Source organism: Mycoplasma sp. 21DD0573 (assembly GCF_034863425.1).
GTDB lineage: Bacteria > Bacillota_I > Bacilli_A > Mycoplasmatales > Metamycoplasmataceae > Mycoplasmopsis.
The window spans coordinates 13,163-35,400 of the sequence record NZ_JAYFEZ010000009.1 but is presented as its reverse complement, the minus strand read 5'-3'; the positions used below and the strand labels follow the sequence as shown (position 1 = coordinate 35,400).

At 28.9% G+C, this 22,238-nt stretch carries 15 protein-coding genes, 1 tRNA gene and 1 riboswitch; of the genes, 15 read left to right on the top strand and 1 reads right to left on the bottom strand.

Annotation, left to right across the window (positions count from 1 at the left end):
* Positions 1-6: 6 nt before the first annotated feature.
* Positions 7-720, bottom strand: coding sequence for an MPN527 family putative ECF transporter permease subunit (locus VBM86_RS01875; RefSeq protein WP_323189682.1), 714 nt, complete (start codon positions 718-720; stop codon positions 7-9).
* A gap of 289 nt (positions 721-1,009) precedes the next feature.
* On the opposite strand from VBM86_RS01875, the gene nadE reads away from it, so the two are divergent.
* The 15 genes from nadE (at position 1,010) to VBM86_RS01800 (ending at position 22,165) form a co-directional block, all read left to right on the top strand.
* Entirely contained in the window at positions 1,010-1,798 is a 789-nt protein-coding gene (gene nadE / locus VBM86_RS01870; protein ID WP_323189681.1) for an NAD(+) synthase, read from the top strand.
* A 12-nt stretch (positions 1,799-1,810) separates the two neighbouring features.
* Positions 1,811-2,539, top strand: a complete 729-nt coding sequence (locus VBM86_RS01865) for a YebC/PmpR family DNA-binding transcriptional regulator (protein WP_323189680.1) — start codon at positions 1,811-1,813, stop codon at positions 2,537-2,539.
* Positions 2,539-3,681: a ZIP family metal transporter gene (locus tag VBM86_RS01860; protein ID WP_323189679.1), complete on the top strand. Its 1,143-nt coding sequence runs from the start codon at positions 2,539-2,541 to the stop codon at positions 3,679-3,681. The genes VBM86_RS01865 and VBM86_RS01860 overlap by 1 nt, the downstream gene beginning before the upstream one ends.
* Before the next feature lie 140 nt (positions 3,682-3,821).
* A complete protein-coding gene (locus tag VBM86_RS01855; protein ID WP_323189678.1) occupies positions 3,822-5,861 on the top strand; it encodes a DHH family phosphoesterase in 2,040 nt (679 codons plus the stop codon).
* Complete coding sequence (rplI, locus tag VBM86_RS01850) at positions 5,842-6,303, top strand: 50S ribosomal protein L9 (protein WP_323188374.1); 462 nt, start codon at positions 5,842-5,844, stop codon at positions 6,301-6,303. The genes VBM86_RS01855 and rplI overlap by 20 nt, the downstream gene beginning before the upstream one ends.
* The gene (locus VBM86_RS01845; protein WP_323189677.1) at positions 6,290-7,777 is read left to right on the top strand and encodes a DnaB-like helicase C-terminal domain-containing protein; all 1,488 of its coding nucleotides are present in this window, start codon (positions 6,290-6,292) and stop codon (positions 7,775-7,777) included. The genes rplI and VBM86_RS01845 overlap by 14 nt, the downstream gene beginning before the upstream one ends.
* A 51-nt stretch (positions 7,778-7,828) precedes the next feature.
* Positions 7,829-9,070, top strand: a complete 1,242-nt coding sequence (locus VBM86_RS01840) for a CNNM domain-containing protein (protein WP_323189023.1) — start codon at positions 7,829-7,831, stop codon at positions 9,068-9,070.
* Positions 9,071-9,299: 229 nt separating this feature from the next.
* A riboswitch (Lysine riboswitch) is annotated at positions 9,300-9,467 on the top strand.
* Between the two features lie 97 nt (positions 9,468-9,564).
* Complete coding sequence (gene pepF, locus VBM86_RS01835) at positions 9,565-11,415, top strand: oligoendopeptidase F (protein WP_323189676.1); 1,851 nt, start codon at positions 9,565-9,567, stop codon at positions 11,413-11,415.
* Positions 11,416-11,425: 10 nt separating this feature from the next.
* Positions 11,426-15,295, top strand: a complete 3,870-nt coding sequence (locus VBM86_RS01830; RefSeq protein WP_323189675.1) for an OppA family ABC transporter substrate-binding lipoprotein — start codon at positions 11,426-11,428, stop codon at positions 15,293-15,295.
* A 14-nt stretch (positions 15,296-15,309) separates the two neighbouring features.
* Positions 15,310-16,470: an ABC transporter permease gene (locus VBM86_RS01825; protein WP_323176495.1), complete on the top strand. Its 1,161-nt coding sequence runs from the start codon at positions 15,310-15,312 to the stop codon at positions 16,468-16,470.
* A gap of 12 nt (positions 16,471-16,482) precedes the next feature.
* Complete coding sequence (locus VBM86_RS01820) at positions 16,483-17,832, top strand: ABC transporter permease (RefSeq protein WP_323189674.1); 1,350 nt, start codon at positions 16,483-16,485, stop codon at positions 17,830-17,832.
* An 11-nt stretch (positions 17,833-17,843) separates the two neighbouring features.
* Positions 17,844-18,896 carry an ABC transporter ATP-binding protein gene (locus VBM86_RS01815; RefSeq protein WP_323177343.1) on the top strand — a complete coding sequence of 351 codons (1,053 nt, stop codon included), beginning with the start codon at positions 17,844-17,846 and terminating at the stop codon, positions 18,894-18,896.
* Entirely contained in the window at positions 18,889-21,267 is a 2,379-nt protein-coding gene (locus VBM86_RS01810) for an ATP-binding cassette domain-containing protein (RefSeq protein ID WP_323189673.1), read from the top strand. The genes VBM86_RS01815 and VBM86_RS01810 overlap by 8 nt, the downstream gene beginning before the upstream one ends.
* Positions 21,267-21,746 (top strand): DUF3899 domain-containing protein, encoded by a 480-nt coding sequence (locus VBM86_RS01805; protein WP_323189672.1) that lies wholly within the window; start codon positions 21,267-21,269, stop codon positions 21,744-21,746. Before VBM86_RS01810 ends, VBM86_RS01805 begins: the two co-directional genes overlap by 1 nt.
* Positions 21,747-22,081: 335 nt before the next feature.
* Positions 22,082-22,165: transfer RNA gene (locus tag VBM86_RS01800), tRNA-Leu, on the top strand.
* Positions 22,166-22,238 lie beyond the last annotated feature (73 nt).

Here is a 22,238-nt window from a genome sequence, read left to right as displayed (position 1 = left end):
ACCTTTCTATGAATCACACTTATTCACTGTGAAATTATTTAGGATGTTATCTAAAAACTTAGTTTTAGATAAGGTAAAAACAAATATATAAATTATAAAATAATTTATTGCAATATTGCTCAAATTAAATGATAAATATAAAGCTACAGAACCTGCAAAGTAATTCGGGATACCAAAGAAGAAAATTTTGAATTTTTTATCATAGTTAGCAAGCAGTTCATTAAATGAAACAGCATCTAGTTGCTTGAATAATTTGAAATAAATTAAGTTAAATAAAAACGTATTCAAAAATGTTATTATTGCAATTGTTACTAATGAACTTATTCATAATATTACAAGGATTGAAAGTTCTTTTTTAAGCTTAGATTTTCATAATAATTTTCCAAATAAATAAGAACTGGAAACGAAGATACCTTGCATTAATAAAAGAATAAAGTTTCCTAGAAATGCAATGTCCAATGTAGTTGATTTAATTGTTATAAAAGGACTTATCAAAAAGTTTGAAATAAGCATTATTAATGAATATTGAATATCGATAATAAAAGCAGTTAAAAAAGCTGAAATTAAAAGGAAATTGAAAGATAAAAATGAATTAAATGGAATAAAACTTCCGATAATACTAAAAACAATAGAAACAGCCAACATCAAACCTGTGAAAGCTATTTTGAAAATAACATTCATATTTTTGTTATTTCAAACTAAAAATTGTTTTTTTAGCATTATTTTCCTCCTTTTTTACACTTTTTTCTTTTGCATGATATAAAAATATATTCATTAATAATATCATTATTTCATCTTATTAGTAAAAAAATCCAAAAAAGAACAAATTATGAACTAGAGACTGAATTCGTTCATTTTTAATATGACCATAAAAAACAAGCGTGTTGAATTTTAAACAATTAAAAAGTAATATATTCAGTTTATTTTTTAGATTGTTATGGTAAAATTAAGTATATTTTTACAATTAATATTTTGAAAAAATATTCAATTTAGTTAATAAAGAGGCAATATGGGTAAGATTACATTTTACAAAGATAACAAACCATATTATGACAAAGAAAATGGATTAGCTTATGTTGAAGTTATTAAAGACTTTTTAGTAACAAAAGCAAAAGAAGCTAATTGCAATGGTTTTATTGTAGGTATCAGTGGAGGGATTGATTCTTCACTTGTGTATGCAATAGCAAAACAGCTTCCTTTAAAAGTTAAGGGAGTTGTGATGTCAGTCAATGGAATGTTACAAAGTGATTTAGAACATATTAAAAAACTTGAAGAAAAGTTTGATGATAAATTTGAGTACATTGATTTAACTGATGCTTTTAACGCTTTAAGCAAGCAAGTTAATGTTAAAAATCAATTAGCAGTCGCTAACATTAAACCACGTTTAAGAATGACAACTTTATATGCTCTAGCTCAAGAAAATAATTTGCTTGTGTTAGGAACAGATAATAAAGATGAAACATTCATTGGTTACTTCACAAAGTATGGTGATGGAGGGGTTGATTTACTTCCGATTTGTCATCTTACAAAAGGTGAAGTTAAATTTTTAGCTTCACTTCAAAATGTACCAAGTGAAATTATTAACAAAGCGCCATCAGCAGGATTATGAGAAAATCAAACTGATGAAGATGAATTAGGTTTCTCATATGCTCAACTTGATTTTTATTTAGATCACTTAAATGACTATGATCAAATCAAATCAGTATTACCAGAAGAAGTTATTAAGAAAATTGAATATAAACATAAAATCTCACAACACAAAAGAGATTCCATTTACAAACCAAATGATATAGATTAGGAGAGATAAATTATGGCAGGACATTCACACGCAGCGAATATAGCGCATAGAAAAGGCGCACAAGATGCAGCAAGAGGAAAAATTTTTCAAAAATTATCTAAAGAAATCTTTGTTGCAGCAAGATTAGGAGCAGATCCTGATACTAACCCAGCTTTAAAATTAGCAATTGCTAAAGCTAAATCAAAAAATATGCCAAAAGATAACATTGAAAGAGCAATTGCTAAAGCAGCTGGAGATAAAAATGCAAACGCATTTATCGAAACTGTTTTTAACGCTACTGTAGGTGGAGGAGCGACATTTATCGTTGTTACATTATCAGACAACCTTAACAGAGTTAAATCAAATATTCAGTCATACTTTAACAAACAAAATGCTGCATTAGGTAAAACAGGTCAAATTCCATATCCATTCAGAAAATTAGGAATCATTGAAATTGCTAAAGAATTAGTTAATGAAGATGATTTAATGGAAGTTGCACTTGAAAATGGTTCAGAAGATGTTGAAACATATGATGAATCATTTGTATTAACTACATTACCTGAAAACTTCACAGATTTAAAAAATGCAATTGAAGATAAATTCGGTCAAATTGACTTCATCCAATGTGAAGTAACATATGTACCAGATATGTATGTAGAATATGATCAAGAAAAGAAAGACAAATTATTAGTATTTGCAGACAAATTAAAAGAGGATGATGACGTTCAAGATGTTTACCATAACATCGAAACTGAAGAATAATGCAAATAATTAGAGATTTTTTCGAAACCCTCAAATTAAGCACAGGTAATGAAGGGTTATCTTACTTCATTCTAATACTTGTCACATTACTTTGCTTATTAGCTATACCAACTATTCTTTCATTCATTTTCCCACTTATTAAATTAAGTAAGAATGGTTGAAAAAATCTGTCATTTTATTTATACTCATTTTCAACAGGTTTTTTCTTAGTATTAGCTACATTTGGTTTTTTAAGAGAATCGCTTGAATTAGCGAATCAAGGTGCAATGACAGACAATGTAAACGTCTATGGGTATAGCATTTTAGTCGTAGTTGTCGGTCTTGCTGTAGGTATCTTATTTTCATTCACGCTTAAGTATGCAATTACTTATCAAATTAATAAAAAACTTAAAAAATCAAATAATAGAAAGTTAAACGCATTTGTTCACGACCACGATCACGGTGATGAACACGAGCACGGTGATTTTGATTTCTCACACCCACATTCAGAACATTTTTACGAAGTTAAGAAATATAATAAAAATCAAAATATATTTTTAAGACAAAGTAAAAATTATAATAACTCAAAACACGTTCATTATCATCCTGATTACATCTTTTCAAATGATGAGTCAATTATTAAAGCTGAACAAGAAGCGATTAATTCAGCTTCAAATAAATTAAAAGTTATTGCTTTGTTACTACTTTTAACTCACAGAATTCCAGAAGGATTATTATTAGGATACAACTTAAATTTAGCAGCAAACGGTCACGAAAACTCACTTACTATGGCTTATTTTGCTTCTTTAGTTTTACACTTAATCCCTGAAGAAACAATCTTCTATTTCAGACTTAGAGAAGCAGGATACTCAAGAATTCAATCATTGTTATTATCATTTTTAGGGCTTTCATTATTTTTACCATTTATGCTAATTGGTTGCTATGCAGGTGCAGCAATTGAGAAAAACTGAATACTAAAAGGAATGATGATGTCAGCAATCGCAGGAATTTTCATTTTCACTACTTTAATTGAGTTTATTCCTGAGTTTTATCATTCACATATGTCGAAGAAAAAATGATATTTCATCCTTGCATTCTTATTTATTGGTGTAATCTTTGCTGCATTAATTCTTTCATTCCATACACACAATCACTCACATTAATTGTGAGTTTTTGTTTTATTTATCATATTCCTGTAGATATTTTGAGTGTAATAAAACATATTGATAACAATTTCTGCAAAACTTATATAATTTAAATATTAAATATTTAAATTTTTACAAAACAAACAAAAAGGATTTGAATGAAAACAAAATACAAAATAAGCTTACTTTCATGTTTATGTCTAGTTTTTGTAATTCTGTTTATTTTGCTAACTGCAATTTTAGTAAAAAATAACGAAACAACTGCATTAACTTGAGAAATTGGTTTAGTTACTGTTGCAATGATTTTAGTTTTTGCATCACTAGCAATTACACTAGTTTGAATTACAAAGATTTTTGCAAGGTCAAGAAACATTGTTAAAAACTCTTTTGATTCATTTACTGAAGATATTATGTCAAGTAATAACATTGGATTTGTTATTTACAATGCTGAACATAAAATCATTTGAGCAAGTAACTTTATCAAAAACAAGTTTCACAAAGATTTTATTGATATTCACATTAAGACATTCTTTACAACAATTTCTGATAACAAAGAATTTTTAGAGCTTGATATGAATCAAACTAAAATTGAGTTTGAAAATAATAAAAACATTTATGAAGCTCAATTCTGACCATTATCAAACATCATAATTATTCGTGATATTACAACTGAAACTTTATTTAAAAATGAAGTTCATGATCAAAAAACTGTTATTGGTGAAATTGAAATTGATAACTACCAAATGTATCAATCAATCTTATCTGAAGAGCAACTTTACTTAGTTAATAAAACAATTATTGATACATTCAATGAATATTCAAAAGAATACAACTTAATTTATAGACAATATACAAATGGTAAGTTCATTGTTATTACAGACCAGGTTTCACTTTACAATATGTCTAAAGATAAGTTTTCTTTATTTACAAATATTCAAAAGAATGTTCCGGACACATCAATTGGTAAACTTTCGCTTAGTGTTGGGTTTGCTAGAGGATGAAGCTCGCTTAAAGAAAAATTAGAGCAAGCTAAAAAAGCTTTAGTTCAAGCTCAAAACCGTGGAGGAGACCAGGTTGCGATTTTTAGTGATACCGAGACTGCGATTTATTATGGTTCAAGTATCGAAATTGTGTCTAACAATAATATGACTAAAATTAAGAAAATTTCAGATGAGTTCCTTAAAAAACTTGATAGTGACCAAATTACAAAAGTTATTGTTTATGGACACAAATCAGCTGATATGGACTCATTAGGTTCATCATATGGAATTGCATATTTAGCTCATCAAAGAGGAAAGAAAGCTTACATATGTGCTGAATCATTCGATATGACTACAACATATTTTAGAAATGAACTTAGTTACAAAAACAATGTTTATGAAGATACAGATTTAAACTTAGAAAAAATTATCATAAGCGCAAATAAAGCATCAAAATTAACAGACTTAAACACATTAGTTGTGTTTGTAGATAATTCAGATCCAGGTCGTACAGATAATAAGGATGCTATTTTAAATGCAGACAGGGAAAATATTTTTGTATTTGACCACCACAGAGTTGGAAAGCAAATTGATTATTGTCCTGTTACAAACATTTATGTTGAAACAACAGCTTCTTCAGCTTCAGAAATTGTTACTGAAATTTTTATGCTCACAGATAGGGAATGAAAATTCTCACCATTATGTGCTCAATTACTTTTAGGTGGTATTTTAGTTGATACAGTACAATTTACAAAATCAGTCTCAGCTAGAACATTCCAAGCAAGTGCTTGGTTGCAATCAAAAGGCGCAAATGTAGTTGAAGGAAGCGAAATTCTTAAAATTGATGAAACAACAAAAGAACAAATTAATACTATTTTAGAAAATGCACAAGAAGTTAAAAAAGGTTACTACTTAGCATATTCTCCAATCGAAGTTGAAGCTGACGTTATTTCAATGGCTGCTAATGAACTTCTTAAAACTAAAGGTAGAGTTGCTTCCTTCGTTATCGCAAGACTTAAGGGGACAAACTTATACAAGCTTAGTGCTAGAGGTATAAATACAAACGTTCAGATTATTACTGAGCAAGTTGGTGGAGGTGGACACTTTGGAACAGCTGCTGCTATTTCAAATGAGGAATTAGAAACATTTGTTAACAATGTGCACCATGCAATAACAACAACAGAAAGAGAGTTAAAAGATGAAAGTTATATTAATTAAAGATTGCAAAGATGGAAAAGCTAACACAGTTATCGAAGTATCGAATGGTTATGGTTCAAACTACTTAGTTAAAAATGGTTTTGGAGTTCCATACAATGAACAAACTGCAAGACAATTACAAAGAAGATTAGATGATTTATCAGCTGATGAACATGAAAAAAGAACAGGTGCTTTAAGACTTAAAGAGAAATTAGAAGAGTTAAGATTAGAATTTACTTTAGAAGCTAATATTGATGGAAATTCTAATTTAAATGTACACGGTTCAGTATCTACAAAAGATGTTGATAAAAAATTAACTTCATTAGGGTATAAGTTACCAAAACATTCAATCCAAAAAGTGCATTTAGTTTCAGAAGGATTGCACGATGTTGAAATTGTTTTATATAAAGATATAAAAGCAACTTTAAGAGTGGAAATTAAAATTAAAAATGTCAAGAAATAATAGAAACAATCAAAACTCTTTATACAAGTGAGTTGAAACAATAATTCGTCCTTTAGCAAATACTTTGTACAAAGATGAAAAAATAGAAAGACAAGTTTTAAGTACGATAATTAATGATACTGAAAAACAATCTCTTGGTTTAGACTACCTTGTTCCTGAAGCATTTTTCAACCTTGAATACTCTACATTATTTAGATTTTTAAAAACTAGAAAAGCAAGTGAGTCTAATCAAAATTACATTTTTGATTACAACACACTTTTAAACGAAATACCTAAATTCAAAGCTCAAAACCCAAGTCTTGAATGAGCTCCTTTATCAATTGAAACATTAAACAAAGTTGTTTCAACACTTTCTTCAGATGAAAACTTTTTACCAAATGTTGAAAAGTTAATTGAACTTCACAAAAGAAGACAAGCAGAAGCTTTCTTTAGTAATTATTTATCTGTATTAGGGCAAAATCCTAAAATCACTTGAGAAGACATTGTTACCGATGTTGAAAACTTCATTATTAGCAGTAATAATTTATCAATCAAAAATAGTGAATTTATTTCACTTGAAAGCGCACTTGAGAAATACTTTAGTCGCCTTAAGAATGATGAAAATGAAGAAAAAGCTCTTCTTACAGAATTTAATGCAATTGATAAATATGTTAAAGGATTTAAACCTGGTCAGCTAATTATTTTAGCTGCTCGTCCAGGGGTTGGAAAAACCGCGCTTGCATTAAATATTGCAAGAAACATTATTGAAAAAGGAATGAAAGATGGTAAACCGAAAAATGTAGCTTTTATTTCTCTTGAGATGCCTACATCAGAGCTTACAACTAGATATTTAGCAACTTCTACACTAATAGATATGTACAAATTGCAAAATATTAAGCTCTTAAAAAACAATTATGAAGATTTAATGAAAATTCATCACGTTGTTTCAAGTATGCAAAGAACACCTGATGAAAATCAAATTTGATTTGATGATGATCCCAAATCAAAAATTAATGAAATCATTTTCAAAATTAAACATTTAATTAAAAACACAAATAAAGTGGACTTAATTGTAATTGACTATTTACAATTGATTTCAGGAGGAAATCAAGCAACAGGAAATAGACAAAACGAAGTTGCAATGATTTCACGTTCACTAAAAACCCTTGCTCTAGAGCTTAAAATTCCAATTATTGCTCTATCACAGTTATCTAGAAGTGTTGAAAATCGTGAAGACAAGCGTCCACAATTAAGTGACCTTAGAGAATCCGGATCAATTGAGCAAGATGCTGACATTGTTATTTTCTTAAGTAGAAAGAAACTTAAAAAATCAGCACACAGTAATGATGACGAAGTTAAAACATTTGAATCAATCCCTGTGACGTTATCAGTTGCTAAAAACCGTAATGGTGAACCTGGTCAAGCAACTTTAATTTATACAGGTAAATATGTACAATTTTTAGACGATATGACAAATGAAAGAGGTGGATTTTAATGGACTCCAGTTATTATAGGAACCACAAAAATAATTCTTTAGAGGTGTACTATGGATAGTAAAACAGTAATTACAATTGTTTTATGCATAGTTATGCTTATATTATTTATTTTAAGTAGTATCTTTAGTGGAAGTGAAACTGCTTACTCGACAGTTTCACCTGCTAAAGTTTATGAATTAGTTGAAAACGAACATAGATTTGGAAAGTTAATTGACAAGCAAGTTAAGAAATACAATCAAATTCTAAGTACCATTTTAATTGGTAACAACTTAGTTAACGTAGCTTCATCAGCTACAATGTCTTATGTTTTATCAAAATATCTTTCTGATAATGACTCACTTGTTGTTATTATCTCAACAGTGGTAGTTACTCCAATCCTAGTATTATTTGGTGAAATAACACCTAAATTAATTGCTAAAAATAATCCAATTAGATACTTAAAAGTTTTCTGTTTATTCAATGAACTAATGTTCTGAATTTTCTTCCCGATCACTTTCTTTATTAGCAAACTTAGCAAAAATGTTTATGTTACAAACTCAGAAAGTGACATTAAATCAATGCTAGCACTCGCTAACGAAGAAGGGGTGCTGCAAACCGGAGAAAGTATTTTAGCTCAAAATGCTTTAGATTTAGATTCAACAAAAGTTGCACAACACTACATTAGATTAAAAGATGTAACTTACATTTCTTATAAAGCTAGCGTAGCAGAAGCGATTGAAATATTCAAGGATACAAACTATTCAAGATTACCAATTGAAAAAGATGGGCAACTTATTGGAATAGTTTTATTAAAAGACATATTCTCACTTAAAAAAGGTAAAGTGATTAATTATATGAAACAAGTTCCAAGCATTTCAGCTAACTCAATTCTTTCAAGTGCTCTTGAAAAAATGAGAGCAGCAAGAGCTCAAATGGCTTTTGTTGTTGAAAACAACAACTCTACAGATGTTTTAGGTATCATTACAATTGAAGATATCATTGAAGAAATCATCGGAGAAATCTATGATGAATACGATGATGATGAGCAAATTTATGAAATTTCACTTGAAAGAGCTAAAGCTCATTCAAACGTTAAAATGTCTGATTTAATTAAGCAACTTGAGATTGATGAAGAACTTATAAGCGATGATGAAAAAGCTATGGACTTGAAAACTTATTTATTAACTAAGACAAATTCAACTAAACTACTTAAATCAACAAAATTCACTATCGAAGATGAAATTAGTTTCAAGGTTATTGAATTAGTTAAAAATAAAAAATATTCAGCAATCATTGAAGTTAACAAATTATAAAAAGTAGCAGTAATGCTATTTTTTATTTATCCCTTACTCACATATATAAAAATATTTTAATTTTTAAAAATAAATCAATATTATGGTTTATAATAAAAAAATGAAAATGCAGAAAAACAGAATTATTAATATCACCATTATTCGTTGATTTCATATTAACGTTTAATTTGGTGTATTCTGTTAACAAAAACATAACAGATTACATTAAAACTGAAATCTGTTATGTAATAAATACTATAGAGGAGCTTTTAATAAAAGTAAATATTCTAGCAGGCATGCAAAAATGAATATTGAAAGGATATAAAAGCCGAAATATTGAGGTTGGCAAACTTCTATATTGGTAGAAAAGCATAAAAGATTTCTACTCTTTGGTTTAACCATTGGTGCTATAGATTTACATCCTTTTAATAACATTAATTTATTTTAAATTTTGTATTAAAGTTTTGTAGATTTATAGTTCTACAAAACTTTTTATTTAATTATTTGGAGTTATTATGAAAGCAAAACAATACAAAAAATATGAAGATGTACCTAAAAAATATCGTTGAGATTTAGAAGACATTTTACAAGGTAAAAAATTAGATGACTGAATCGATGAGTATGTAGCACTATACAAAGAAAGAATTAAAAATAAAGATTCAAAATATGACTCAATTGAAGCGTATTTAGAAGATTTAAAAGTTAGTGAGCAATTAACACTTATTAGTAACAAGGTTTCTAATTATTTAAGTAACAAACAAAATGTTAATTTAATTGATCCTGAAATTATCAAAAAATCACAAGATGTGGAATTTTTAGATAATCAACTTGAAACTGAATTTGGTTCTGAAATTAATAGATTTTACGCAAACTTAGACAAAATGAAAGTTTGAAAAGATGATCCAAGATTAGTAGATTACAAAATGGAAATTGAAGAAACAATTGAACAACATAAACATAAATTAAGTGATGATGTTGAAGAATACATTTTGCAAACATCATATGGAGAACCTGATCCACACAACATTTTCTCAATTATTACTAATTCAGAATTAGATTATGGATATGTTGATTTATCAGACAAAAAGAAAATTAAATTAAATAAAACAAATAGAAATCAATTACTTAAATCAGATAAAAAAGAAGTTAGAAAGCAAGCTTTTGAAAAGTTCTGAGACGCTTACTACAAACACAAAGATTCGTTAGCAGAAACTTTATTCCAACACTTTAAGAGCTTAACCGTAGCTGCAAAAGTTAGAAAATACCCATCAGCAGTTATGATGTTGACTAATTCAGATAAAGTTACTGATGAAATCTTACAAACATTATTTGATCAAGTTGCTTCAAACATTAAAGTATTAGCTAAATATTCAGAAGCATACAAAAAATTCTATAAAGCTAAATATAAGTCAAAAATGGAAAAATGAGATACATTAAGAGAACTTGTAAATGTTAAAACCTCATACACAGTTGAAGAAGCGGTTGATTTAGTTAATGAAGCTGTAAAACCGTTTGGTGAAGAATACGCAAACGAAGCTAACAAAGCATTAACAGAAAATTGAGTTGATTTTATGAGTGTCCAAAACAAACGTTCAGGAGCTTACAGTATCGGTGGAACTTATGGAATTGATAAGAAGTACATTTTAATGAACTTTGATGGTCAATTAGATTCAGTAGAAACTTTAGCTCACGAATTAGGTCACTCAATGCATTCATATTTTGCAACTAAATATCAGCCATTACCACTTAGCTCATATCCAATTTTCTTGGCTGAAATTGCATCAATTTTCAACGAGTCAATGTTATATGACTACTTACTTAAAACATCTAAAAACGACCTATTTAAATTTGAAATCTTATCAAAAATTATTCAAGGGTTTATTGGTACAGTAGTAAGACAAGTTGAATGAGCTTCATACGAATACAACTTGTACAAAGGTATAGAAGAAGGAAGTATTGCAGGAAGCTATGAAGCAATTTCAAAACTTTACCACGAAAATTCACTTAAATTCAAATATAAATCTAAGAAGGGTAAAAAAGCTAAATATATAGCTAAAGAAAACTTGGGCTCAATTTATGTGCCTCACTATTACTATGGTTTTTATGTATATAAATATGCAGTTGGACAATTAACAGCAAATTACTTCTTTGCTCAATATAAAGAAAAAGGTAAAGAAGCATTAGATAACTACATTGACAATTTCTTAAAAGCTGGTGGAAGTGATTATCCACTTGAAATTCTTAAAAAAGTTGGAGTTGATTTACTTGATAAAAACTTCTATAAGCAAAGTTTTGATTACTTATCAGATTTAGTAAATCAATGAATTAAATTAGGAAACAAAATTTTCAAATTAGATAAAAAATAAGGAGGTATCCGTGAAAAAATACAAAAAATTATTATTAGGTGCTATATCCGGTTTGTCCATAATATCACCATTAGTAATTGCTTCGTGTTCGAATACAAGTGATAAACGAGAAAAACCACCTTTGAGCAGAGAAGAGAGAGCAAATTATCAAAGATTATCTGTCCAAGAAACAAATCTTGCTAATGAAGCTTGAGCAAAATATCAAGAGTATTATGCTAAAAAAGAAGCTCTTTATGAACAATTACACGATACTGAAACTGAATATAGAGCTGCTAAAAATGAAAATACAAATTCATTTAGAAAATTGGTTTCATTACAATCAGAAAAACAATTTTATAACTTGGTGTCTAGCTCAAACAATTTAGCTGCGTTAATTTTAGCAGTTGATAGTTTACCTAAAAACAATGATGTTAACTTAGAAGTTTTAGATATATTAGGTAGCTACTTAAACAAATCTTATAAAGTTATTTTAGAAGAAGGTTCAGAACCTAAATCAGAACAATATAACGCAACACTTTCAAATATTGAAAAATTAAAGCAAGAGTTAGAAAACCAAATTATTAATCTTGATATTAATAAAAAATCTTTTGCAGAAAAAACTGCTGAATATGAGAAGTTAGAAGATAAAGATTCAGAAGAGGCACAAAAATTCAAATCAGCAATTAGTCAGCTAGAACAAAATATTCAAAATTTAAACGAGCAAATTAGAGATATTAAATCTAAACAAGAAATTGCGAAACGTACATTAGATAAATTAACACAGTTAATTAATGAAGATGTCTTAATGGGTTCAAGTTTCACAGAACAAAGACAACAAAAGCTAAACGAATTAACAGAACAAGTAAAATCTGCAGAAGCTGAATACAATAAAACCACTGAAAAATTTAATGCTGCTGATAATGCCTACAAAGCGAAACTTGTCGAAATCGAAAATCAATTCAATTCTCAATATGCAGAAGAAATGAAAGTTGAATTGGAAAAATTCAATCTTCATAATAAATTAGCTAGAAATTATCAAGCTCAATTAATTGAAGATGATTTAGCTTCATATGGCCAAGATTATGTTGATGAAAATGCTGGTCAAAATAACTTTTTAACTAGTGAACAAGTTAAAAACATTCTTTATCCTAATATTGCATTCAATAAATCTAAAGTTAGTGATAGATTCGCTCAAAAACAAATTTATCAAGAAGTATATAACTCAGTTTATTCATCAAGCACATATCCGTGAGATGTAAGTGCTGGATATGGTTCTCCAGTTGAACCATTACTTTGAACAACTTATTCATCTCTTATTTCTTTAGAAAGTTCAGGTAAGGCAAAATTTATTAACAATGAAAAATCAGCACTTTCTGAAACTGGAATTACAAACAAGAAAACAGAGCTTATCTTACAACCTACATTACAAAGATTTAAATTAGATTTAGCTGATGCAATCATTCTATATGTTCAAAAAGAAGAAAACGGAACTAAATTAGTTGACCCAAATGGTAAGCCAATTTTAGAAGCTATTGTTTTTGATCAAGATGACGCTGGATTAGTTCCTGCGCCAACTGAACACGATGATGTGCTTAATGTAGATTACTACACAACAAGTATTGTTAAAAGAACTTCATCTAATCCACGTTCTATTAACTCAGCTAACTTCTTCGAAAAAGTTGGTTTAGCTCACAGAATGGAATTTAGAATTAGAAATGGTGTATTTTGAGTTGATTCAAACGGTAATAAAACACAATATCCTGTTGTTGCAGATGACTTTTACATTTCAATTCTAAGAACAAAAATGAATGACACACTATTTAGAAGGCAAAATGGTGGAAGCAAAACAGCAGATGATGATATTAGATCGATGTTATCTGAACCAAATAAACTTTTTGATGATAGACAACAATATACAAACTCTTATTTATTCGATTTATTTAATGTAAGCTTAGACAAAATATTAGACCGTTCAAATTCAGTTGTTAACAAAGATGGACACTCATATTTCGGGCTTGAACGTCTTAACGAAAACGCAACTGCATCATTTGTAAATATTTTAGATATGATTACTAAATCATATGAATTTGCTGCAGCTCCATCTGAATTTATTAAAGATAAAAACAGAAGAAATGATCAGGACATAACTCCACAAACTAAAGAAGATCAAGGTAATGAAGTCAAAATTAACAAAATTAGACAATCAGTTCAATCGATTGATGGGCTTGCAAAAGATTCAGGTATCTACTGATATGGATTTTCACAGGATAAAACTTTATTTGCCGGAAAATACTATGGTTCTAAATTTAATTCAGACACATTAACTCAATCAACATTTAAAAATATGCATTATTGAGATTCAGAGTTTGTTAATAACCCAACAACAATTAATCAGTTCTCTTCAAGATTTCAAAACTATTTAGTTGATGCTGCGATTTTTGATGATTCATCATATAACCAATATTTATTTGGTCAAAAAGCATCATATCCATTTACAGCCTTAACTCAAAAAAGAAGAGATGCAGTATTGCAAGATCCAAATGACTATGGACTTAACTCAGTTAAGTTATCAAATAAAGGTTCATTAACAAAAAACTTTATTTGATCACTTTTACCAAAAGAAGGTTCATCAACAACTTACTTTAATCATGCTTATTCATATGTAATGTGAAATATGTCAACTGCCGAAGCAATTTCTCAATCTTCTAAAAATGCAATTAAATCAGTATCTGTAGGTACAGGGGCTGAATTTAAAACAATTTTATCAGCGGCAATTGACTGAAACACAATCGGTATGATGCAAAGAAAACCACAACCTGCAGTTGGGTGAGTAAGTTATCTTGCACCTGATAATGATATTAATTCAAACGCTTTAGATAACTCAACTGCAAACAGTTTAAGAAGCAATAGTGATATTGTTAACGCGTTTTTCGTAGTTGATTCACAAACAGGACAAAGAGTTGATTTCGGTGCAATTGGAAACTTAATTAATCCAAGCGATACTCAAAACATTAATACAACAGCTGACGATTCAGTTAAGAGTGTTGTTTATGAGCAACTTAAAGCAAGAATGAAAGACTTACTCGATAGAGTTTATGCTCAAAACCCTACTCTCATAGGTAAAACAGTAGATATTAGTATCTTTTATAGATTCTTCAACTATCCAACTTTAGCCGTTAATGCACTTGATTTACTTATTAAAGCTTGAAATGGTTTAGATCCTAGATTAAACATTAAATTAATCAAACCAATAGATAAAGACGAATGAAGAGGATTCTGAACTACAACACCATCTCCGGTAGACTTAATTGGATGAGGATACGACTACAACGGAATTGGTTCAGGTATTACAGGAGTCGCACAAAGAGCTCATATAACTACTGCAATGCTTGCAATTTTAGCTGACCCTGAATATGCACAAAAAATGCAAGCTTTATATCCACAACTTTATAAAGCGGCACAAAGACTTGGAGAATTTATCAAAATTGATGGAAATAAATTATCAATTACACCAGAGCAAGTTACATTCAATTTAACAAACAGTCAAGTTCAACATCTTTCAAATATTATGGGTATGTACAAATGAGATGGTGAAAAATTAATTAGAATGGATGAATCTGACAACTTAAGTTCATATACATCTTGAGATAACTTAAATGCAAACTTCTGATTAGATTACACACAAAATCCAGATCCAGTTACTGGTGAAATGGTTTCAAAATTAGATTTAGTTCACTTAGCACAAGAAATTGGAAACTTTGTTGGAGCAGTACCAAGTGCATTCTCATATATGAGTACATCAATACTTGCTAAAACACTTAAAAACCCTAACTATTTAGTTCCTGAATTCGAAACAGAAATTCCATATTGAGTAGATATTAGAACAGTTAACGGAAAATAATTGAAAGGAGATAAATGCTTAAATACTTATTTAAACGTATAGGTTTTGCTATCGTTACTTTGTTTATCATTATAATGGTAGTTTACCTTATGGTTGCTCAGTTTTCAGATAACCCATTTGCTAAAAAAGCACTTGAGCAAGCTGGTGAAAATAATTCTTCAGCAGTTAATGCAGGTGAGATGAAAAGGTTATTTGAAAACTCAGTTAAGTACCATTTAATACCTGATAATTTGATTTATGAGAATGTTAAAACAGAATGATTTAATATGAAACTAAATCCAGTTATCAGATTTGGTTACTGAGTTGGAGATTTATTTAGCAACCCATCAAACCCATTTGGATATCCATTCAATAATTCACTTTTAGAAAATGCAGACGTTAAAACAATTCCTGAATATTTCTTTAAGTACCTTAAATACTCTATTATTATCACATTACCTGCTTTCTTAATTTCTTCTCTTATCGGAATTACTTTAGGAATAGTTTCAGGATACAAACGTGGAACAGTTGCTGATGCATCAATTAACTTCTTTGCACTTGTCTTTATAGCGCTTCCATCGTTTGTTATCGCGCCTATTATTATTTCAATCTTGTTCTCAATGAACTTTCCACCAAATTTCATTAACTTTAATAACCCTGCTGAAGTTGAAGCATATGGTGTAGGGAAAATGATATTAAGTTGACTTCCACCGATCTTAGTTATCGTGCTTGGATCACTATCAGGGTACATTACTTACACAAGAAACCAAGTTATTACAGTTCTTACATCAAACTACATTTTAATTGCTAAATCTAAAGGTTTAAGCAAAAGAGAAATTTTCTTTAAATATGTTTTAAGAAATATTTCAATCCCACTTGCTGCAATTTTAATTCCATCTTACATTCCTCTTTTAAGTGGTGGAATTGTTATTGAAACTTACTGAGGGGTACCTGGTACATCACAAGTTATTACACAAGCATTCCCTAATGGTGAAATTAACATCATTATGTTCTCAACAGTGTTCTTCACATCGCTTAGTTTATTTACAACAATACTTGTAGATATATCATTTGCTTTCTTAGATCCTAGAATTAAATACTCTGCATCTAACCCATATAGTGTTACAAGATTTATAAGAAACTACTTCTTAAGAAATAAACAATTTAAAGAAAATGAAAAAATAAAACAATCATAGAAAGGAGCGAATATGAACGCAAGAGAATTCGAAAAGAAATATAAATTATCTTTAGATAGCATTCGTCCAGCAATTTCACAATTTGCTCCTAAAGATGATAGTACGCTTAATTCAATCGCTGGTAAGCCTAAAAAACTTTTAGTTGAAATAATTAAGCGTTTCTTTACAAACTGAGTTGCAGTTGCTGCATTATTTGTATTTATAACTATCTTAGTAATTTCAATTTTTGTAACTGAAACTGCAAAGTATTCAGCTACAAAACCACTTTATAATTCGGTTGGAATTTGAACAATTGACCCACAAACAATGCAAGTTGGTAAATACATTGATTCATCAACAAGTAACATCATAGGGCTACCACCAATGAGCAGTCCTTGATATCCTGCTCAAGGTCACATTGATAACTATGAGACATTAATTAATACTTGAGCAAGTAGAGATTATTATGGTGGAGTTTTATGAAGAGACTTTATTTACTTTGGTGAAAATAATCCTGCTAATGCAATTAAAATTGTTGATATCTCAGATTCAACAAACAAAGTTTTAGTTAATGCTTACGTGTTTAACAAAGTTCAAAATATCGGTATTGCTTTAGAAAAATCACAAATTGACCCATCAGTTTCAGCTGAAAAAGCTAGAGAATACATTCAGGCTATCTTAAATCACAATCCACAATTTTCATTATCTACTTACTTAGGGACAAACCAAGCTGGAGTTGATATATGAACACAGTCTTGAGTTGGAACTTGAGAAGCAATTAAATTAGCTTTAATAGTTGCTACAATTCAAACAATTATCGGGGTTGCAATTGGTGCTTATTTAGGTTTCCATGTTGGAACTTGAATTGATACAACAATAATGAGACTTATTGATATTTTTATGGCACCACCAACAATGATTTGATTATTAATCTTTGCTGCTACATTCGGTACATCAAACTTAACTTTAGGAATAGCACTTGTATTTATCGGTTGAGTTAGATCGGTTGGAAGTACAAGAATGTTCATAATTACTGTTAAAGATCAAGAATACATTACAGCTTCACAATCAATCGGTGCGTCAAAAGCTAGATTAATTTACAAACACGCATTACCTGCAATCATTGGAAAAATTTCAACAAGCTTCGTTGCATCTATTCCATCAATTATTATGCAAATTTCATCACTTGCATTCTTAGGATTCTTCAAATCAGATAGTGCTAACTTAGGAACGATTTTATCTAACGCAGCATCACAAGCAGGAGATAACGCATTTATCTTAATCTTACCTGCATCAATCTTATTATTAATTTCAGTTTCACTTCACTTTGTCGCATTAGGAGTTCACGATGCTCTTGATCCAAAAGTTATTAAAACAAGATAGGAGGTAAATTTATGGAAAACAAAGATTTATTATTAGATGTTAAAAACCTTAAAGTCTCATTTAAATTAAGAAGAAATAAATTTATCACTATCGTACGTGGTGTCGATTTAAAAATCAAAAAAGGTGAAATCATAGGTATTGTAGGCGAATCTGGTTCAGGAAAATCAGTTACATCTAAATCATTACTCAACATAAATGAGAATTCATTTATTACAGCTGATAAAATGGAAATTGATGGAATTAACTTACTCAGTAGCGAAAAAGATAAATTCTGAGAGACAATTAGAGGACATAAAATCGGTTACATTCCTCAAGACCCACTTACATCACTTAACCCAACTAGAAAAATTGGTAAACAATTATTAGATGCACTTAACAAAAATCCTGAATGAAAAAAATCAACATACTTAGAAAAAAGAGAATACTTAATTTCGCTACTTAAGCGTTTTGGAATTCGTCAAGCTGAAGCTGTTTTTGATATGTATCCACACACACTTAGTGGTGGTATGAAACAACGTGTTGTTATTACAATGGTTGTTGCACTTAAACCAAGTTTAATTATTGCTGATGAACCTACAACAGCACTTGACCCTACAGTTCAAGCTTCCGTGTTATCATTATTTGAAAATATTAGACAAGAATTCAATATTACAATTATCTTAATCTCACACAACATTTCAGTTGTTGCTAAATTCTGCGACTACATTTATGTAATGTACGCAGGAAAAATAGTTGAGAAAGGAACGAAAAAGGATGTTTTCACAGAACCAAAACACCCTTACACGTGAGCTTTAATTTCAGCTATTCCTGAAAATAGAGAAGACAGATTATATTCAATCAGTGGAACACCACCTGATATGAATAACTTACCTTTAGGAGATGCATTTGCACCGAGAAACCAATATGCATTAGAAATTGATTTTCTTAAAGAACCTCCTTTATTTGAAGTTTCACCAACACATTGAGCAGCTACTTGATTATTACATCCAGATGCTCCAAAAGTTGAATTATCAAAAGAATTACAAGCTAGATTAGAAAGTTTTAAGAAGGTGTTTAATGAGTAAAAAAACAATATTAGAAATTATTAATCTTAAAAAATACTTTGTTAACAAAAACAATGTTAACAAAGCTGTTGATGATGTTTCTTTTGATTTAAAAGAAGGTGAAATAGTAGGTCTCATAGGTGAATCAGGTTCAGGTAAGACAACGATCGGACGTTCATTATTACGTTTATATAATGACTACAACGGTTTTGTTAGATTAGATGGAAAAATCATTTCAGGAAAAAGAATTTCTAAAAAACGTAAGAAATTTATGCACAAAAACATCCAAATGATTTTCCAAGACCCAATGGCATCGCTTAATGGACAAAATACAATTTTCAGTATTTTAAAAGAACCATTAATTGTTAATGGAATAATTAAAAATAAAATTAAAAACATTAAAAAAGATTGAAAAGATGTCACAAATAACTTCAGATACACATTTTTAGAACAAGAATTATTGTTAAGACTCGAAAACCTAAAAATAATTAACAAACTTCACATCCCATTAATTAAAAAATGAGAAAAGTTATCTGAAAACATTCAATTTGATATTGAAAACAATATTGATGATCAATTTAACTCATATTTTGCATATTTAGAAGAGAGAACAAAAATTAACTCTCAAGTTATTAACAACCTTTATAAAAATAATGAGAAGTTAATTCAATTATTTGAGCAAAAACAATCTGACTTTAGACATAGAAAAATCGACTTAGATGAAATTGATCTTGAGGAAGCTAAACTTAAATACAAAAAAGTTAAACAACTTGCAAGTTTTAGCCCAGAGTACTTTGGATTAAAAGATTTATACAATGACCAAAAAGCCTACTACAAAGAGCAAAAAGTGAATTTCAAGGATACTGTGTCAATTTCAAAAACATCAATTAAAAACTTTTTAGCAGAAGTTAAAAACGAATACACAATGCACAAAAATGATGCAAGAAGCACAACATTTTTAGACTTATATTTTCACGAATACAAACTTTATTTAATTAACTATAGCTTATATAGGCAGTTAAAACAAAATTATCGTTTGCTTAAATTTTTATCATTTGAAGATTTAGTTGAGCTCTCAGATGAATTTAGAGCTTACTCACAGGATTTTTATACAAAATTAAATGTGGATACAAGATTTAAAACATCAATCAAAGAACTTCAAAACATAGTTTCAAAAGAATACAATTTTGATCTTTCAAAATTCATTCAAAGATCACAGCATTTAGGTTCTAAGTTACGTCAAAACTATAAAGAAGCTAAAAAAACGAAAAATAAAACATTCTTTAGAATGTTTGTAGAATTCTTTAAGGATCCTCAAGATGTAAGTGATCAAATCAAAGTTGCAAAAGAAGAACTTAAACAAAAGCAAGAAGTCTTTAATTCCGAACTTGCCAAATACTTACAAGAATACTCAAATAGAATTTATGACATTAGAGCAGAAATTGATGAAGCATTAAAATTCCAACAAGAGTTAAGAAGTAAAGACAATGTGATTTTCGAAAACTTCAAGAAAAATCACACTAACTTTATCAAGTTTTACAAAGAAAACTTAATTGAACCACTACTCAAAGAGCCTAAAGTATCTAGAAATAATGCTTTAATTAAACAAAGACAAATTGATTTAAATATCTATAAAACAAATGTTTCAGATAGATTAAATGGAATTGAATCGTTCAAAATTGAAACAAAATATTTAAATGCAAACTTAAGTGATATTAGATTGCTTATGGGAATTTCAAGTTTAGATATGTGACTTCAAAACAGATGATGTGCTAATTTTGTTAAATTATTAATTGCTCCATATCGTTTCTTAAGAGTAGGTAACTTATATGTAAGAAATATAATTTACAAGTCTTTAGAAGATGTTGGGTTACTAAAACAATTTGCTTACCGTTATCCACACGAGTTTAGTGGTGGTCAAAGACAAAGAATAGTTATAGCAAGAGCATTAATTACAGAACCTAAAGTAATTGTTGCTGATGAACCGATTGCTTCACTTGATATTTCTATCCAAGCTCAAGTTGTGAACCTTTTAAAAGATTTATGTAAACAAAAAAATATTGCTATGATTTTTATAGCACACGATTTATCAATGATTGAATATGTCGCTGACAGAGTTCAGATCATGCATTTAGGTAAAATTGTTGAATCAGGGCAAACTGAAGAAATCTATGCAAAACCAATTCACCCTTACACACTTAATTTATTCAAAGCAATACCTAAAATTTCAAATGCTAATGAAAAATTCCAAGATGTTAAGTTTGAATTATCATATTTAGATGAACAACAATTCCCTAATATTCCAACAATTCATACAGTTGAGAAAAATAAACATTATATTTATGCAACTGATGAACAAGCTAAAAAATGAAAAGAAGGTAAATACAATTAATGAAAAAGTTAATATATAGAAGTTTAAATAAATTAAAATTTGAATTTGTAACACTTAGATTTTATTTAATATCACTAGCTTTTCTAGTTATATATTTTGTGATAGTTGCTGCATATTTAGGAAAAAATAATGCATTATTAGCTGAGGAAAAATACCATTACAACATACTCATAAACGGTTTTTCAATTCCAGCTTATGTTACTTGTTTAGTGGCTTTATTATGTATTATTTTCAAACTTGGTTTTTTAGAAAAAAGTATTGAAAAATTCAAGATGTCTTGAACTAATCTACAAGATGCTAAAGAACAAAGAAGACTCAAGTCTATGTCTAATGAAGAAAAGAGAGCTTATCTCCACACAAAGGAAAAAACTAAAAAAAGACAAATAGACAAACCTGCACCATCTAAGTTTCCGTTTGTATTTAACTTTTCAATTTATTTACTTTTATCAATTATCTTCACAATTATTATTTATGCCTAATAATCCTTGCACATAGCTTTAAACCTATGTGCATTTTTATACCCTTTTACTAAATGAATATTTTCAAAAAGTTAAATTTCCGATATTAAAGGAGTGTACTTATTATAAGTATGTAAAATGTTAATTATCTTTTTAATTGATTTTTACAAAAGATGAAAAAGATAAGAAATTCTTATCGTTATTTCAATCCTGAATTATAAAATACCTTAAGTAAGAAATTTTGTTTTTGCAATTCTTATTATTTATCACTTTCTGATTTAATAGTAAATTTAACAAACTGATTATTCAGTTTGTTTTATTTTTAGATGATTAAAAATTGATATAATAAATAATATGCCTTAGTGGTGGAATGGCAGACACCGTGGACTCAAAATCCACTGGAGAAATCCGTGCAGGTTCGAATCCTGTCTAAGGCACCAACTTACTGCACTTTGTGCTATTTTTTTATACCTTTTTAGTACTCGTACAGTAATAAAGAGCTAATAGAATATT